The sequence below is a fragment of the Pseudomonas sp. No.21 genome, assembly GCF_054558415.1.
In genome coordinates this window covers 232,683-248,770 of record NZ_BAAJNO010000011.1, presented here as the reverse complement: position 1 = coordinate 248,770, position 16,088 = coordinate 232,683, and the positions used below count along the sequence as shown (strand labels likewise).

Sequence of the window (16,088 nt, the reverse complement as noted above, 5' to 3'; positions counted from 1 at the left end):
ACTGTGATCGAAGAAATGGCGGAGTTCGGCAAGCATGTCGAGGCCTCATCGATGGGATGGCCCGTATGCATCGCCGCTTCGTGACCGTATCTCGATGAGACCGCCAAGCCCTGCATCCGGGGCGAGACAGTAGGCTGAAAACCCCGATGGGCTGGGAATAGGGAAAAGCCCCCAAAGGGCTCGGGAAGTGTCCGAAGAAATGAGGGGAGCTGCTGTAGGAACCCAATCACTTCAATGCCCGGAGTACTGAGGGGACGCCAGCGTCATCCGGTCCGACCACGGAAGCACCAGGCAAAAAAAGCCCCGCCGAAGCGGGGCCAGAGCACATTCAACCTTTCAGCGAACGATGGCTCAGGAGGTCTTGACCCCATGCTGGCCGCTCTGGGCCAGGTCCATCAGCTCGCGGTTGGCCACGGCGTACATGGCGTAGTCGGTGCCGGTTGCGGCGCGCAGTTCGGTGAGCATCACCTTCCAGCGCTCCACCAGCGGGCGGTGCTGTTCCAGCCACAGGGCCACGCGCTCGTCCATGTCGACCGGGGCATCGACCATCTGCAGCAGCGATACGGTGATCGCCCGCTGTTGCCAGTCGAGGTCGTCACGGAAGGCTTCGCGCGCCAGCGCCTGCCAGTTGCTCTCCACCGGCAGGCCGGTGATCTGCTGCAGGTACCAGGACAGGTCCAGCGCGCCACCGACGGCGAAGTAGGCGGCGGCCACTTCGGCCGTGTCCTTGCCGGTGACGTCCGAGGCCTCGATGATCGGCAGCAGCGTGTACAGGTGGCTGGTGCCGGCCACCACGCGGGCCAGTTCCTCCGGTGCGCCGGCCTCGACGTAGGCCTGGTAGCGGGCCAGCCACTGCTCGCGGGCCGGGCCTTCCAGCAGCTCGTCCAGGCGACCGGCCAGTTCGGCCACGCGCGGGCCGAAGTGGCCGACGTCACGGGCAGCGTTCTGGTCTTCGCGGCGGCTGCGCAGGAACCAGCGGGTGGCACGGCGGCCGAGGCGCATCAGCTCGTCCATCAGGGTCAGCTGCAGCTCGGCGGGCACCTTGTAGTCCAGCGACTCGATCTGCTTCCACCAGTGCGGCAGGCGGAACACATCGCGCACCACCACGTAGGCACCGGCGACGTTGGCCGCGCTCATGCCGGTGGACTCCTTCAGGCGTTGCACGAAGGTGATGCCCATGTGGTTGACCAGGTCGTTGGCGATCTGGGTGCTGATGATCTCGCGCTTCAGACGATGGCGGCGCATGGCCTCGCCGAACTTGCTCGCCAGCAGCGGCGGGAAGGCGGTCTCCATCTCGCGGGCAAGGTAGTCGTCGTCCGGCACCAGGGACTTGAGCAGCGATTCCTTGAGGTCGATCTTGCTGTAGGAGATCAGCACCGACAGCTCCGGCCGGGTCAGCCCCTGGCCGTTGGCGGCGCGCTCGTTGAGCTCCTCGTCACCGGGCAGGAACTCCAGCGCGCGGTCCAGCTTGCCGGCACCTTCCAGCGCGGCGATCAGGCGCTTGTACTCGCCGATGCGCTCGCGGGCACGGCGTTGCGCCAGGGACAGCGCCTGGGTCTGCTTGTAGTTGTTGCCCAGCACCAGGCTGCCCACCGCATCGGTCATCTCGGCCAGCAGCTTGTTGCGCTGCTTGCCGGTCATGTCGCCGGCCGCGACGATCTCGCCCAGGAGGATCTTGATGTTCACCTCGTGGTCGGAGCAGTCCACGCCACCGGCGTTGTCGATGAAGTCGGTGTTGCTGGCGCCGCCGTTGAGGCCGTATTCGACACGGCCCAGCTGGGTCATGCCCAGGTTGCCGCCCTCGCCCACCACCTTGGCGCGCAGTTCGCGGCCGTCCACGCGCAGGGCGTCGTTGGCCTTGTCGCCGACGTCGGCGTGGCTTTCCTTGCTGGACTTGACGTAGGTGCCGATGCCGCCGTTCCACAGCAGGTCGACCGGTGCCTTGAGCAGGGCGTTGAGCAGTTCGGTGGGGGTCAGCTTGTCGGCACGGATGTCGAAGCGTTCCTTCATTTCCGGGCTGATGGCGATGCTCTTGGCGCTGCGCAGGAAGATGCCGCCGCCGGCGGAGATCAGCTTGGCATCGTAGTCGGCCCAGGAGGAGCGCGGCAGGTCGAACAGGCGCTTGCGCTCGACGAAGCTGCTGGCCGCGTCCGGGTTCGGGTCGATGAAGATGTGCATGTGGTTGAAGGCCGCCACCAGCTGCAGCGTTTCCGACAGCAGCAGGCCGTTGCCGAACACGTCGCCGGCCATGTCGCCGATGCCGATCACGGTGACGTTGTCCTTCTGCACGTCGATGCCGCGCTCGCGGAAGTGGCGCTGCACCGAGACCCAGCCGCCCTTGGCGGTGATGCCCATGCCCTTGTGGTCGTAGCCGGCGGAGCCGCCGGAAGCGAAGGCGTCGCCCAGCCAGAAGCCGTACTCCAGGGCGATGCCGTTGGCGATGTCGGAGAAGGTCGCGGTGCCCTTGTCGGCCGCCACCACCAGGTAGGGGTCGTCGGCGTCGTGGCGCACCACGTTGGCCGGCGGCACCACCTGGCCTTCCTTGAGGTTGTCGGTGATGTCCAGCAGGCCGCTGATGAAGATGCGGTAGCAGGCGATGGCCTCGGCCTGGATGTCGTCACGGCTGCCGCCAACGGGCAGGCGACGGGGGATGAAGCCACCCTTGGCGCCCATGGGCACGATCACCGCGTTCTTCACCTGCTGCGCCTTGACCAGGCCCAGCACTTCGGTGCGGAAGTCTTCCTCGCGGTCGGACCAGCGCAGGCCGCCCCGGGCGACGTCGCCGAAGCGCAGGTGCACGCCTTCCACGCGCGGGCAGTAGACGAAGATCTCGAACTTGGGCACCGGACGCGGGATGTCGGGGATCAGCCGCGGGCTGAGCTTGAAGCTGAAGTAGCCCTTGTTCTGGCCGTTGGCATCGGGCTGGTAGAAGTTGGTGCGCAGGGTCGCCTTGATCAGGTCGAGGTAGCGCCGCAGGATGCGGTCCTCGTTGAGTACGGCGACGTTGTCCAGCTCGCCGAGGATGGCCTGTTCGAGCTTCTGCTGCTTGTCTTCCAGGTCCTCGGCGGTGAGCTTGCGGGCCAGGTAGAAGCGGGTCTTGAACAGGCGCACCAGCTCCTTGGCGATGTCCACATGGTTCAGCAGCGTGCTGGCGATGTAGGACAGGTCGAAGCCCAGGCGGATCTGCTTCAGGTAGCGGGCATAGGCGCGCAGCAGCGCCACGTCGCGCCAGGGCATTGAGGCAGTCAGTACCAGGCGGTTGAAGGCGTCGTTCTCGGCGTCACCGCCGACGATGTGGATGAAGGCGTCCTGCAGGGTGTCGTTGAGCTGCTGGATGTCGACTTCCTGGCCCGAGGCACTGGTGAAGGCGAAGTCGTGGATCCAGAACTCGCGGCCATCCTGGCGGTGCAGGCGATAGGGGAACTCGCCGAGCACGCGCAGGCCGAGGTTCTCCAGGATCGGCAGGACGTCGGACAGCGGCAGCGGCTTATCGGCGTGGTACAGCTTGCAATGCAGCAGTTGCTCGCCCTGGGTCAGCGGCTGGTAGAAGCTCATCACCAGCTGGCGCTCGTCGGAGAGGCTGTTCAGGTGCTGCATGTCGACCACGGCCGAATGCGGGGCGAAGCGCTCGCGGTAGCCGGCGGGGAAGCCTTTCGGGAAGTCGGCCAGCACACGGGTGCCCTGGGCCTCGCCGAAGCTTTCGTTGACCAGGCTGGCGTAGTCGTCCTTCCAGGAACGGCAGGCCTGGATCACTTCCTTCTCCAGGCGCACCGGGTCGACCACGGCCTTGTTCTTCGGGTCCAGGCGCAGGATGAACTGCACGCGCGCCAGCACGGATTCGGAGAAGAAGGTCCAGAACTCGCAATCGCTGGCCTGCAGGCGCTCCATGAGGATCTGCTGGATCTTCAGGCGCGTCTCGGTGGAATAGACATCGCGCGGCACGTAGGCCAGCGCATAGGCGAAGCGCCCGTAGGGATCACGGCGCAGGAACAGGCGGATCTTGTTGCGTTCCTGCATCTGCACGATGGCCATGGCGGTGGAGAACAGGTCGTCCACCGGGGTCTGGAACAGGTCGTCGCGGGGCAGCACCTCCAGCACCTGGCCCAGCTCCTTGCCGAGGTGGGCACGCGGATCGAAGCCGGAGCGGCGCTGGATCTCGGCGACCTTGCCGCGGATGAAGGGGATCTCGGTCACGCTCTCGGCATACACCGCGGAGGTGTACAGGCCCATGAAGCGGCATTCCTTGACCACGCGCCCCTTGGCGTCCAGCTCGCGGATGGAGACGAAGTCCGGGTAGGCCGGGCGGTGCACGCGGCTCGGCTCGGCGGCCTTGGCGAAGGACAGCAGCACCGGGCCGCGCAGGTAGTCGACGGCCTCCTTCTCGACATGCAGGTCGGCGGCGCTGAGGCCGGTGCGGCGCAGGCGCGAGACACCGAGCAGGGAAGCTTCGTCATAGACCAGGTGACCGCCCGCCTCACCCTCGTCCACCACCGTGAACTCCTCGTAGCCGAGGAAGGTGAAGTGGTTGTCCAGCAACCAGTTCATGAAGACCTTGATCTCGGCCAGCTCGGCCTTGTCCACCTTCAGCTTGGCCTTGTCCAGCCAGGCCAGCAGGTCGCGGGCCTTGGCGGTCATGGGCTGGAAGTCGGCGACGGCGATGCGCACCTCGCCGAGCATCTCCTCGATGGCCTTCTCCAGGGCCTTGAGGGCGGCGGGCGCGGCGATGCGATCGATCTCCAGGAACATCAGCGATTCCTGCTGCACGTCCTTGCCCTGGGTGCCCTTGGGCAGCACTTCCTGCAGTTCGCCCTTCTTGTTGCGGCGCACGCTGAGCACGCTGTTCTGCAGCGTGTGGATGTTGTAGCCGCGGCGGTTCAGCTCCATGCGCACCGAGTCCACCAGGAAGGGGATGTCGGGGTGCAGCACTTCCACCGCCGTGTGGGTGGATTGCCAGCCGTGCTTTTCGTAGTCGGGGTTGAAGGCGCGCACCTGCGGCTTGGCCGGGTCGAAGCGTTCCAGCATTCGCCACGACGACAGGGTGCAGCCCACCAGGTCGGACAGGCGCCGCTGGGTGAGTTCGTCGAGGGCGATGATGCCGAAGAATTGTTCGGCGAACAGGGCTACTTGTGGCAAGGCCTGTTCGCTGACGTGCTGCGCCAGGGCCGCTTGCAGTTGGTGCTGGAAGTCGGCTTTGCTGGCCGCGGTGAAGAACGCCATGGTTGTGCTCCGCTTGGCTCTGTTGTTGGGGGTTAAGCGTAGAACGCTTATCGCGCGGTGATGGATCAGGAGGAGATTCAAGGCAGTGTGACGAGTCGGAGCCGCCTGGGACCGACCAGTCATCCTCGTGAACAGATTAAGGGCGGCACCCGGTGCGACGCTTTTAGCCCTGCGACATATTCGGTCAATCTCGGACAGCCGCCTTCAGCAAGCCGACATGGATCACGGAAAAATGACGACACGAGCACTTCGGTAGCGCCTACAGCGCGCCCACAGCGGCAGACCCGGTGCGGCCCCTAGACTCGCCACTCCCCTTTCCCACCGGAGCACCCACCATGTGCACCTGCCACGAACCGCATACCCCTGACCGCCCGGAGCGCCGGCGCTTCCTGCGCCTGGCCGGCATGACCGCCGCCGCAGTGGCCGCCGCGCCCCTGCTGGGCCAAACCGCCCTGGCCGCCACCCCGGCTGCGGCCCCCACGCCCAAGCCACAGAACCAGTTGGCCCCGGACGCTGCCCTGGAACGCCTGATGCAGGGCAACCAACGCTATGTGGATGGGCTGACCCGCCGCCACGACTTCCTCACCGAGCGCGAGGCCCTGGTCTCCGCGCAGAACCCCTATGCCGCCGTGCTGGGCTGCGCCGACTCGCGCATTGCCCCGGAATACGCTTTCGACACGGCCCGGGGCGACCTCTTCGCCGTGCGCGTGGCCGGCAACCTGGTGACCGACGACGGCCTGGCCAGCCTGGAATACGGCGTGGCCGTGCTCGGCATCCCGCTGCTGATGGTGCTCGGCCACGAGGGCTGCGGCGCGGTGGAGGCCGGCCTCAAGATGGCCCGCGACGGCGCCAGCTACCCCGGCCATATCCAGGGCCTGGCAGCGGCCATCGCGCCGTCGGCGCAGGCGGTGCTCAAACACAAGGGCGACGTTCTGGACAGCGCCATCGCCCAGAACGTGCGGGATAACCTCAAGCAGCTCACCGGGCGCTCCAGCCTGCTGCGCGATGCCGTTGCCGAAGGTCGCCTGAAGGTGGTGGGCGGCATCTACCGGCTGGCCAGCGGCAAGGTCGAGCTGATCGCCTGAGCCTTCGCGGGCCGGGCGAGTAGCGCTCGGCCCGTCACGATTTCGCTGCGCGTCCACGCGCTCGCCTAGGCCGCAGGCCTCTGCTTGGATTAAAGTACCTCGCCTTCTCCGGGGGCCTGGCTGCCCCCGTCCAACCCGAGCGAGCCCGACGATGGAACACCGCGAAGCACTGATCGCCCTGCGCCAGTACCTGTCCACCCAGATCCTCGGTCAGGAAAAGCTCATCGACCGCTTGCTGATCGCCCTGCTCGCCGATGGCCACCTGCTGGTGGAAGGGGCGCCCGGCCTGGCCAAGACCAAGGCGATCAAGGACCTGGCCGAAGGCGTGGAAGCCGAGTTCCATCGCATCCAGTTCACCCCCGACCTGCTGCCCGCCGACATCACCGGCACCGAGATCTATCGCCCGGAGACCGGCAGCTTCGTGTTCCAGCAGGGGCCGATCTTCCACAACCTGGTGCTCGCCGACGAGATCAACCGCGCGCCGGCCAAGGTGCAATCCGCGCTGCTCGAAGCCATGGCCGAGCGCCAGGTGTCCATCGGCCGTTCCACCTACGACCTGCCGCCGCTGTTCCTGGTAATGGCGACCCAGAACCCCATCGAGCAGGAAGGCACCTACCCGCTGCCCGAGGCCCAGCTCGACCGCTTCCTCATGCATGTGAAGATCGGCTTCCCCGAGGCCTCGGTGGAACGCAAGATCCTCCAGCAGGCCCGTGGCGTCGCCCTCAACGGCGAGACCCGCCCCGAGCACCAGGTCAGCCAGCAGGCGATCTTCGCCGCACGCAAGGAAATCCTCGGCCTGTACATGGCCGATGCCGTGGAGGAGTACCTGGTGCAGTTGGTGATGGCCACGCGCACCCCGGCCAAGTTCGACAGCGAGCTGGCCGAATGGCTGGCCTACGGCTCCAGCCCGCGCGGCTCCATCGCCCTGGACCGCTGCGCCCGCGCGCATGCGTGGATGGCCGGCCGCGACTTCGTCAGCCCCGAGGACATCCAGGCGGTGCTCTTCGACGCCCTGCGCCACCGCCTGATCCTCTCCTTCGAGGCGGAGGCCGCCGGCATCGACCAGGACCGGGTGATCCAGCGCATCCTCGATGTGGTCGCCGTCGCCTGACCCATGGACAGCCCAGCCGCCCCGACCGGCATCAAGGTCAGCCTCGCCGAGCTGATCGACATGCGCCACCGCGTCCGCGAGGTGCAGCTGTTCTCCACGCCCTCGCGGCGCAGCCCGCTCATCGGTCTGCACCATTCCAAGCTGCGCGGGCGCGGCGTCGACTTCGACCAGGTGCGCGTCTACCAGCCCGGTGACGACGTGCGCACCATCGACTGGCGCGTCACCGCGCGTACCCAGGAGCCACATACCAAGCTGTTCCACGAAGAGCGCGAACGCCCGGTATTCATCATGGTCGAGCAGAGCCAGCGGCTGTTCTTCGGCTCCGGGCAGATGTTCAAGTCGGTGCTCGCCGCCCACGCCGCCAGCCTCATCGGCTGGGCCGCCCTCGGGCACAACGACCGCATCGGCGGCCTGGTCTTCAGCGACAGCGAGCACCACGAGATCAAGCCCCGGCGCAGCAAGCAGAGTCTGCTGCAACTGCTCAACCGCCTGGTGCGCACCAACCAGGCGCTCGGCGGCCAGCAGGGCGCCCCCCGTGAAGGCTTCAGCCTGGCCCTGCGCCGCGCCCGCGAAGTGCTGCGCCCCGGCAGCCTGGTGGTGATCCTCTGTGACGAGCGCACCCTGTCCGACACCTCGGAGCAGCAGCTCGCCCTGCTCGCCCGCCACACCGACCTGATCCTCCTGCCGCTCTCCGACCCGCTCGACCACGCGCTGCCCGCCGCCGGGCTGCTGCGCTTCACCGAGCTGGGTGCCAGGCTGGAGCTGGACACCCACAACCCCGAGCTGCGCCAGGCCTATCGCGATCAGGGCGAGGCCCGCAAGGCTCGCTGGCAGCGCCTGGCCCAGCGCCTGGGCGTGCTGTTGCTGCCCCTGAGCACCCAGGCCGGGATGGTCGACCAGTTGCGCGACCATCTGCAGCACCGCGGTGGCAAGCGATGAACCCGCTGGACCAGCTGGAACCGCTGATCGCCCCCGCCGCCGTGCCCTGGTGGCCGCCCGCGCCGGGCTGGTGGGTGCTGGCGGCGCTGCTGCCGGTGCTGCTATGGGGCCTCTGGCGCCTGCGCCACCGCCTGCCTCGCCGGCAACGCGGCGAGCGGGCGGAACAGCCCCTGGAGCCCATGCGCGAGGCCGCCCTCCGGGAACTCGCCCAGCTGCGCAAGCCCTACGACGGCGCGCCCGCAGGCCCCTGGTTGCAGCAGCTCAACGGCCTGCTCAAGCGCCTGTGCCGCCTGCATTATCCCAACGACCACAGCCTGACCCTCAGCGGCCGTGCCTGGCTGGCCTACCTGGACAACCGCTGCCCCGCCGCCGGCCTGACCCGCTGGATGGTGCTGGTGGAAGGCGCCTACCGCCCCGAGTGCAAGCTCGACGACAAGGCCATCGAGGGCCTGTCCCAGGCGGTCGACACCTGGATCCGCAAACATGTTTGAGCTCGCCTGGCCCTGGATCTTCCTGCTCGCGCCGCTGCCCTGGCTGCTGCGCGTGCTGCTGCCGCCGGCCGACAGCGGCGAGGCGGCGCTCAAGGTGAGCTTCCTCGGCGAGCTGGAGGCCCTCGCCGGCCGCCGCGCCCGCGCCAACCTGCCGGCCTGGCGCCAGCAGGCGCCGTTCATCCTGCTCTGGCTGCTGCTGCTGTGCGCCACCGCGCGCCCGGAATGGGTGGGCGAGCCGCAACCCCTGCCGGCCAGCGGCCGCGACCTGCTGGTGGCGGTGGATGTGTCCGGCTCCATGGACTACGCCGACATGGAGCTCGACGGCAAGGAAGTCAGCCGCCTGACCCTGGTGCAGCACCTGATGGGTGAGTTCATCGACGGCCGCATCGGCGACCGTATCGGCCTGATCCTCTTCGGCAGCCAGGCGTACCTGCAGGCGCCGCTGACCTTCGACCGGCAGACCGTGCACGTCTGGCTCGACGAGGCGCTGATCGGCATCGCCGGCAAGAACACCGCCATCGGCGACGCCATCGGCCTGGCGGTGAAGCGCCTGCGCCAGCGCCCGGCCAACAGCCGCGTGCTGGTGCTGGTCACCGATGGCGCCAACACCGGCGGCGAGATCGAGCCGCTCACCGCCGCCCGCCTGGCCGCCGAGGAGCAGGTGAAGATCTACACCATCGGCATCGGTGCCGACCCGGAACAGGGCGGCGTGCTCGGCATGTTCGGCCTCAACCCCGGCCTGGACCTGGACGAGGCGACCCTGCGCCGCATCGCCGAGCAGACCGGTGGCCGCTACTTCCGCGCCCGCTCCAGCAAGGAGCTGGAGGAGATCGAGCGCGAGCTGGACCAGCTGGAGCCCGTCTCGCAGCTGCCCAGCCAGGCCCGCCCCGCCTTGGCGCTGTATTGCTGGCCGCTGGGCGCCGCCCTCCTGCTGAGCCTGCTGCTGATCAGCCGCGAGCTGTGGCCCCACGCCCTGCAGCAACGGCCGCAGTGGCTGAGGAGGCGCCCATGAGCGAACTCTGGCCGCACTGGTCGCGCCCGCTCTGGCTGCTCATGCTGCCGCTGCTGGCCTGGCTGATCTGGCAGCTCTGGCACCGCGAGCGCCGCAGCGGACGCTGGCAGCAACTGCTGCCCATCGCCTTCCAGCCCTGGCTGCTGGGCGGTGGCCGCGAACGCAGCAACCGCCTGCCATGGATCGCCCTCGGCCTGGCCTGGGGCCTGGGCCTGCTGGCGCTGATCGGCCCCAGTTGGCAGCGGGTGGAGCAAAGCACGCAGAAACGCGCGGACCCGCTGGTGGTGATCCTCGAACTGACCCCCTCGATGCTCGCCTCCGACGTGCCGCCCACACGCCTGGAGCAGGCCAAGCGCAAGCTGCGCGACCTGCTGGAAGCCCGCCACGATGCGCAGACCGCCATCGTCCTGTATGCCGGCAGCGCTCATAGCCTGGTGCCGCTCTCGGACGACCTGATGACCACCGGCAACCTGCTGGAGTCGCTCAAGCCATCGATCATGCCGGAGCCCGGCCAGCGCGCCGACCTCGCCGTGGAGAAGGCCCTCGCCTTGCTCAAGCAGGGTGCCCAGGGCCAGGGCCGCCTGCTGCTGATCACCAGCAGCCTGAGCGAGGAGGAACGCGACGGCATCCGCAAGGCGCTGGGCTCGAAGAGCGAACGCCTGAGCATCCTCGGTATCGGCACGTCCCAGGGCGCGCCCATCGCCCAGGAGAACGGCGGCTTCATCAAGGACGCCCAGGGCGCCATCCTCCTGCCGCGCCTGGACGCACCCAGCCTCAAGCGCTTCGCCGGCAGCCTGGGTGGCAAATACGCCACCGCCCGCGTCGACGAACGCGACCTGCGCAACCTGGACCTGCTCGGCGGTGCCCAGACCCTGCGCGAAAGTGGTGAAACCACGCGGCTGGAAGCCTGGGCCGACCAGGGCCACTGGCTGTTGCTGCCGCTGCTGCTGATCACCGCCTGCGCCGGACGCCGGGGCTGGATCTTCTGCCTGCCACTGTTCTTCGTGCTGCCCCGCCCTGCCCTGGCCTTCGAACCGGAGGATCTGTGGTTGCGGCCCGACCAGCAGGGCCAGCGCCTGCTGGAAGCCCAGCAGCCTGCCGAGGCGGCCCGTCGTTTCGAGGACCCGCGCTGGCAGGGCTATGCGCTCTACGAGGCCGGCAAGCACGCCGAAGCCGCCGAGCGTTTCGCCGGTGGCGACAGCGCCGCCGACCACTACAACCGTGGCAACGCGCTGGCCAGGGCCGGCCAGTTGGAGGCCGCCCTGGACGCCTACGAATCAGCCCTCGAGCGTGAGCCGGACCTGCAACCGGCACTGAAGAACAAGGCGCTGGTGGAACAGGTGCTGCAGCAGCAGAAGCAGCAGCAATCGCAACAGCCGCAGGACGGCCAGCAGGGCCAGCAGCAGCCCCAGGAGCCACCCTCCGCCGCCCAGGGTGGCGACCCGGAGCAGAGCGAGGACAAGGACGAGCAGCAGGGTGCCGAAGGTGCTTCCGCCACACCGCCCGAAGAGGGCAAGCCGCCGGGCCAGCAGGCCGGTGCGCAGGACCAGCCGGCCGAGCCCGGCCAGAAGCCCGAGGACCAGCAGCAACCCACGGACGCACCCGGCAAGGCCGAGCCGCTGGGCGATGAGCGTCGCCAGTCCCTGGAGCAATGGCTGCGGCAGATTCCCGACGACCCCGCCGAACTGCTGCGCCGCAAGTTTTGGTACGAACAGCAACGCCGCCAGGAAAACCAAGAATGATGCGCCTCCTCTGCGCCCTCCTCCTCAGCCTGCTGGCCTGCACCGCCAGCGCGGCGGGCTTCACCGCCAGCGTCGACCGCGCGCGCCTCAGCGAGGGCGAGACGGTGGAGCTGATCCTGGAGTCTTCCGACCCGACACTGTTCGGCAAGCCCGACCTCAAGCCGCTGGAGTCGCTGTTCGAGGTGCTCGGCACGCGCCAGATCAACCGCATCAGCACGCTCAACGGCCAGGACGACCGCGCCACGCGCTGGATCGTCACCCTGCAGCCGAAACAGAGCGGCTTCGTGGTGATCCCGCCGCTGCGCCTGGGCGAGGCCGAGACCCGGCCGATCACCCTGCATATCCAGAAGAGCGACAACGCCGCCGGCAACAGCAAGCTGGCCCCGGTGTTCATCGACGCCAGCCTGGACGAGGAAAGCGTGTACGTGCAGGCGCAGACCATCCTTACCCTGCGCATCTACCACTCCGTCTCGCTGTACGACGACAGCAGCCTGACCCCATTGCAGATGGCCGATGCACGCATCGAGCAACTGGGCGAGGCGCGCACCTACGAGAAGGAGATCAACGGCATCCGCCACGGCGTGATCGAATTGCGCTACGCGATCTTCCCGCAGAAGAGCGGCCAGCTGAGCATCCCCGCCCAGGTGTTCAGCGCCACCCTGGTGGAGCGCTCCGGGCAGAACGACTACCAACCCTTCGGCCCACGCCCGGGTCGGCTGACGCGGGTCAGCTCGCCGGAAATCCCGCTGACGGTGAAGGCCAAGCCGGCCGATTACCCTGCCGATGCACCCTGGCTGCCGGCACGCAACCTGACCCTGGCCGAGGCCTGGAACCCGGAGCCGGACAAGGCCCAGGTCGGCGATTCGCTGACCCGCAGCCTGATGGTCAAGGTCGAGGGCCTGGCCAGCGCCCAGCTGCCCGCCCTGCCCGCCACCCATGCACCGGGCCTGCGCCGCTATCCCGACCAGCCGCAGCTCTCCAACCAGGCCAGCGAGCGCGGCGTGCTCGGCAGCCGCGAGGAACGCGAGGCATTGGTGCCCACCACCAGCGGGCGCATCGAATTGCCGCCGGTCGAAGTGGTGTGGTGGAACACCCGCGAGGATCACCTGGAACGCAGCCAGTTGCCGGGGCGCACCCTTGAAGTGGCCAACAACCCCGCGCTGGAGCCGGAAGCACCGGTGGAAAACGCCAATGACGCCCAGCGCGTGGTCGAGGGCCCGCCGCTGTGGCCCTGGAAGCTCGCCACGCTGCTGCTGGCCTTGACCACGCTGCTGGGCTTCGGCCTGTGGTGGCACGCACGCCGGCAACCGGCGATCCTGCCCACCGCACAGACCGGCCCCAGCCCGCGCACCCTGCTCGACGACCTCAAGCGCGCCTGCCTGGCCAACGACCCCCACGCCACGCGCCAGGCCCTGGACGCCTGGGCGCGGCAGCAACCGGAAACCCTGGCGGACATGGCCGCACGCTTCGTGCCGCTTTCCGACGCCATGGATGGCCTCAACGGCGCCCTCTACAGCGAGAGCGGCCAGCACTGGCAGGGCGAGGAGCTGTGGAAGGCCATCCGCGCACTGCCCACGCCGCAGGTTCAGCAGCAGGCCGCTGGCGACAGCGGGCTGCCGCCGCTCTATCCGCGCTGATCCGCCCTCGACCCCAACTCGGGGTGCCACTTCGTAGCCCGTGCTTCAGCGCGGGAAAGGCGTCTCCGGCGCCCCGGACTGAAGTCCGGGCTACAGGGTGGGGATGTACTCGCCGTAGGCCGGGTGAAACCTGCCGGAGCATCGTGCCGGGCCTGTCGGGTTGCACCCGACCTACCTAAAACCTGTGACCGCCTCGTAGCCCGTGCTTCAGCGCGGGGAAGGTGTGGCCGGAGTTCCCGGACTGAAGCCCGGGCTACGGATGTAGGGTGCTCGCTGCAGGGCGGGTGAACCCGCCGAAGCCTCGTGCAGAAGCACCCAGCCCACCCTACAGAGCGGCAACCCCCTGGGGTCGCTGGGCAACTGAAGTCGCCCCTACAGGGTTGTGCGCGTGGTTTTCAGGTAGTTGAACGCCCATGAAAAAACCGCGGCCTGGGCCGCGGTTTCTTCATTGCCTTGACGCTTAGTGGGCCAGCAGCGAACCGCCGGTCTTGCCCGCCAGCTTCTCGGGGCGGATCAGGAAGCGTGCCAGGGCAGGCAGCAGCCAGAGCGCACCGAACATGTTGACGATGAACATGAAGGTCAGCATCAGGCCCATGTCGGCCTGGAACTTGATCGCCGAGAACATCCAGGTCGCCACGCCGATGGCCAGGCACAGGCCGGTGAAGAGCACGGCCTTGCCGGTGGACTTCAGCGTCTGGTAGTAGGCCTCCTGCAGCGGCAGGCCGGCACGCAGGAAGCTTTCCAGGCGGCTGTAGATGTAGATGCCGTAGTCGACACCGATACCCACGCCCAGCGCCACCACCGGCAAGGTCGCCACCTTCACGCCGATGCCGAGGAAGGCCATCAGCGCGTTGCCCAGCACCGAGGTGAGGATCAGCGGCAGCACGATGCAGATGGTCGCTGCGATGGAGCGGAAGGTGATCAGGCACATCACCGCCACGCAGATGTAGACCAGGATCAGGATGGTCAGCTCGGACTGGGCGATCACCTCGTTGGTGGCCGCTTCGATGCCGGCGTTACCGGCGGCGAGCATGAACTCCAGCCCTTCCTTGTTGTGTTCCTTGGCGAAGCCCTCCACCGCCTTGACCGCGCGCTGCAGGGTCTCGGCCTTGTGGTCGTTGAGGAACACCAGCACCGGTGCCAGGGAGCAGTCGGTGTTGTACAGGCCATCGGCACGGCTGATGGAGTTGTTCAGCACGTCCTGGTTGCGCGACAGGGTTTCCCACTTCAGGTTGCCTTCGTTCATCCCCTTGATCACCTGCTTGGACACGGTGACCATCGAAATGGCGGATTGCACGCCCTGGGTGTTCTCCATCGTCCACATCAGCTCGTCGATCGGCGCCAGCGCTTCGTGCGTGGAGCAGCCTTCCGGAGCCGTCTTGACCATCACCACGAGCACGTCGGAGCTGGTGGAGTAGTTGCTGATGATGAAGTTGTTGTCCTTGTTGTAGCGCGAGTCCGGACGCAGTTCCGGCGCACCCTGGTCGAGGTCGCCGATCTTCAGGTTCTGGCCGTACCAGAGGCCGCCACCGAAGGCGACCAGGGCGATGACCACGGAGATCGGGGCCACGACCGGATGGGCGAAGTTGGACAGCAGGCGCCAGAACGGGTGTTCACGGGTCGCGTCCTTCTTGCTGCGCTCGATGGCCTTCTTGCTGATGCCGACATAGGAGATGGCGACCGGCAGCAGGATCAGGTTGGTGAACACGATCACCGCCACACCGATGGAGGCGCCGATGGCCAGTTCGCGGATCACGCCGATGTCGATGATCAGCAGGGTGATGAAGCCCACGGCGTCGGCCAGGATGGCGATCATGCCCGGCAGGAACAGCTGCCGGAAGGTACGCCGGGCCGCCGTCAGGGCGTTGTCCGCATCACTGGACTGCAGGGCGATACCGTTGATCTTCTGCACCCCGTGGGAGATGCCGATGGCGAAGATCAGGAACGGCACCAGCATCGAGTAGGGATCGAGACCGAACCCCACCGAGTGCATCAGGCCCAACTGCCAGATCACCGCCACCAGGGTGGTGGAGAGCACGGCGATGGTGCTGCGGATACACCAGGTGAACCAGTACAGCAGCACCAGGGTGGTGAGGAAGGCGATACCGAAGAAGGCCACGACCATGATCAGGCCATCGATCAGGTCACCGACCTTCTTGGCGAAGCCGACGATGTGGACCTGAACGTTGGGGTTCTGGGCCTGGTACTTGTCGCGGATCTTCGCTTCCAGCTCGTGGGAGAACTGGCGGTAGTCGAGCTTCAGCAGCTTGCCCTGGTCGTTCGGGTCCGGGTAGGACTCGAGCAGCGGCACGTCGACGATGCTGGACTTGAAGTTGTTGGCCACCAGGCGGCCGATCTGGCCGGACTTGAGCACGTTGTTGCGCAGCTCGTCGAGGCTGTCGTCGGAACCGTCGTAGGTCTGCGGGATCACCTCGCCACCGGCGAAGCCTTCCTCGGTGACCTCGGTCCAGCGCACGCTGGGGCTCCACAGGGACTTCAGGCCGGAACGGTCGACGCCGGGAATGTAGAACACCTCGTCGTGGATCTGACGCAGCGTGTCCATGTACTCCTTGCTGAAGATGTCCCCGTCCTTGGCTTCCACCGAGATGCGCACGGTGTTGCCCAGGTTCGCCAGGTCGTTGCGGTGCTCCATCATCTTCTGGATGAAGGGGTGGTGCAGCGGGATCATCTTCTCGAAGCTGGTGGACGGACGCACCTGGGTGGCCTGCCAGAAGAGGAAGATGCTGACCAGCAGGCAGATGACGATCACGGCCGGCCGGTTGTTGAAGATCAGGCGTTCCAGGAAGGTCGCCTTGTCCTGGTGATGGTTACTCATCGAAACTCCCCCGGCTCG

General features: G+C 67.6%; 9 protein-coding genes. 7 read left to right on the top strand and 2 right to left on the bottom strand.

The genetic code is table 11. From position 1 onward, the window contains the following. Positions 1-351: 351 nt before the first annotated feature. The gene (locus ACYJSS_RS23370; RefSeq protein ID WP_111259382.1) at positions 352-5,217 is read right to left on the bottom strand and encodes an NAD-glutamate dehydrogenase; all 4,866 of its coding nucleotides are present in this window, start codon (positions 5,215-5,217) and stop codon (positions 352-354) included. 335 nt (positions 5,218-5,552) lie between these two features. On the opposite strand from ACYJSS_RS23370, the gene ACYJSS_RS23365 reads away from it, so the two are divergent. The 7 genes from ACYJSS_RS23365 to ACYJSS_RS23335 all read left to right on the top strand — a co-directional run bounded on the left by ACYJSS_RS23365 (position 5,553) and on the right by ACYJSS_RS23335 (position 13,234). Next, a complete protein-coding gene (locus tag ACYJSS_RS23365) occupies positions 5,553-6,302 on the top strand; it encodes a carbonic anhydrase (RefSeq protein WP_236205363.1) in 750 nt (249 codons plus the stop codon). Positions 6,303-6,453: 151 nt separating this feature from the next. Continuing rightward, entirely contained in the window at positions 6,454-7,413 is a 960-nt protein-coding gene (locus tag ACYJSS_RS23360) for an AAA family ATPase (RefSeq protein WP_111259384.1), read from the top strand. 3 nt (positions 7,414-7,416) lie between these two features. Beyond that, positions 7,417-8,352, top strand: a complete 936-nt coding sequence (locus ACYJSS_RS23355; protein ID WP_111259385.1) for a DUF58 domain-containing protein — start codon at positions 7,417-7,419, stop codon at positions 8,350-8,352. Further along, entirely contained in the window at positions 8,349-8,843 is a 495-nt protein-coding gene (locus ACYJSS_RS23350; RefSeq protein ID WP_111259386.1) for a DUF4381 domain-containing protein, read from the top strand. Before ACYJSS_RS23355 ends, ACYJSS_RS23350 begins: the two co-directional genes overlap by 4 nt. Further along, positions 8,836-9,855 carry a vWA domain-containing protein gene (locus ACYJSS_RS23345; RefSeq protein WP_111259387.1) on the top strand — a complete coding sequence of 340 codons (1,020 nt, stop codon included), beginning with the start codon at positions 8,836-8,838 and terminating at the stop codon, positions 9,853-9,855. Before ACYJSS_RS23350 ends, ACYJSS_RS23345 begins: the two co-directional genes overlap by 8 nt. Beyond that, the gene (locus tag ACYJSS_RS23340; RefSeq protein WP_111259388.1) at positions 9,852-11,597 is read left to right on the top strand and encodes a VWA domain-containing protein; all 1,746 of its coding nucleotides are present in this window, start codon (positions 9,852-9,854) and stop codon (positions 11,595-11,597) included. The genes ACYJSS_RS23345 and ACYJSS_RS23340 overlap by 4 nt, the downstream gene beginning before the upstream one ends. Next, positions 11,594-13,234 carry a BatD family protein gene (locus ACYJSS_RS23335; protein WP_111259389.1) on the top strand — a complete coding sequence of 547 codons (1,641 nt, stop codon included), beginning with the start codon at positions 11,594-11,596 and terminating at the stop codon, positions 13,232-13,234. The genes ACYJSS_RS23340 and ACYJSS_RS23335 overlap by 4 nt, the downstream gene beginning before the upstream one ends. A 460-nt stretch (positions 13,235-13,694) precedes the next feature. On the opposite strand, the gene ACYJSS_RS23330 is transcribed toward ACYJSS_RS23335, so the two are convergent. Continuing rightward, entirely contained in the window at positions 13,695-16,070 is a 2,376-nt protein-coding gene (locus ACYJSS_RS23330) for an efflux RND transporter permease subunit (protein WP_111259390.1), read from the bottom strand. Between the last annotated feature and the right edge of the window lie 18 nt (positions 16,071-16,088).

Bases quoted from the DNA above. Each gene is read 5' to 3' on its own strand.
- ACYJSS_RS23370 (WP_111259382.1), bottom strand. From the start codon at position 5,217: ATGGCGTTCTTCACCGCGGCCAGCAAAGCCGACTTCCAGCACCAACTG.
- ACYJSS_RS23365 (WP_236205363.1), top strand. From the start codon at position 5,553: ATGTGCACCTGCCACGAACCGCATACCCCTGACCGCCCGGAGCGCCGG.
- ACYJSS_RS23360 (WP_111259384.1), top strand. From the start codon at position 6,454: ATGGAACACCGCGAAGCACTGATCGCCCTGCGCCAGTACCTGTCCACC.
- ACYJSS_RS23355 (WP_111259385.1), top strand. From the start codon at position 7,417: ATGGACAGCCCAGCCGCCCCGACCGGCATCAAGGTCAGCCTCGCCGAG.
- ACYJSS_RS23350 (WP_111259386.1), top strand. From the start codon at position 8,349: ATGAACCCGCTGGACCAGCTGGAACCGCTGATCGCCCCCGCCGCCGTG.
- ACYJSS_RS23345 (WP_111259387.1), top strand. From the start codon at position 8,836: ATGTTTGAGCTCGCCTGGCCCTGGATCTTCCTGCTCGCGCCGCTGCCC.
- ACYJSS_RS23340 (WP_111259388.1), top strand. From the start codon at position 9,852: ATGAGCGAACTCTGGCCGCACTGGTCGCGCCCGCTCTGGCTGCTCATG.
- ACYJSS_RS23335 (WP_111259389.1), top strand. From the start codon at position 11,594: ATGATGCGCCTCCTCTGCGCCCTCCTCCTCAGCCTGCTGGCCTGCACC.
- ACYJSS_RS23330 (WP_111259390.1), bottom strand. From the start codon at position 16,070: ATGAGTAACCATCACCAGGACAAGGCGACCTTCCTGGAACGCCTGATC.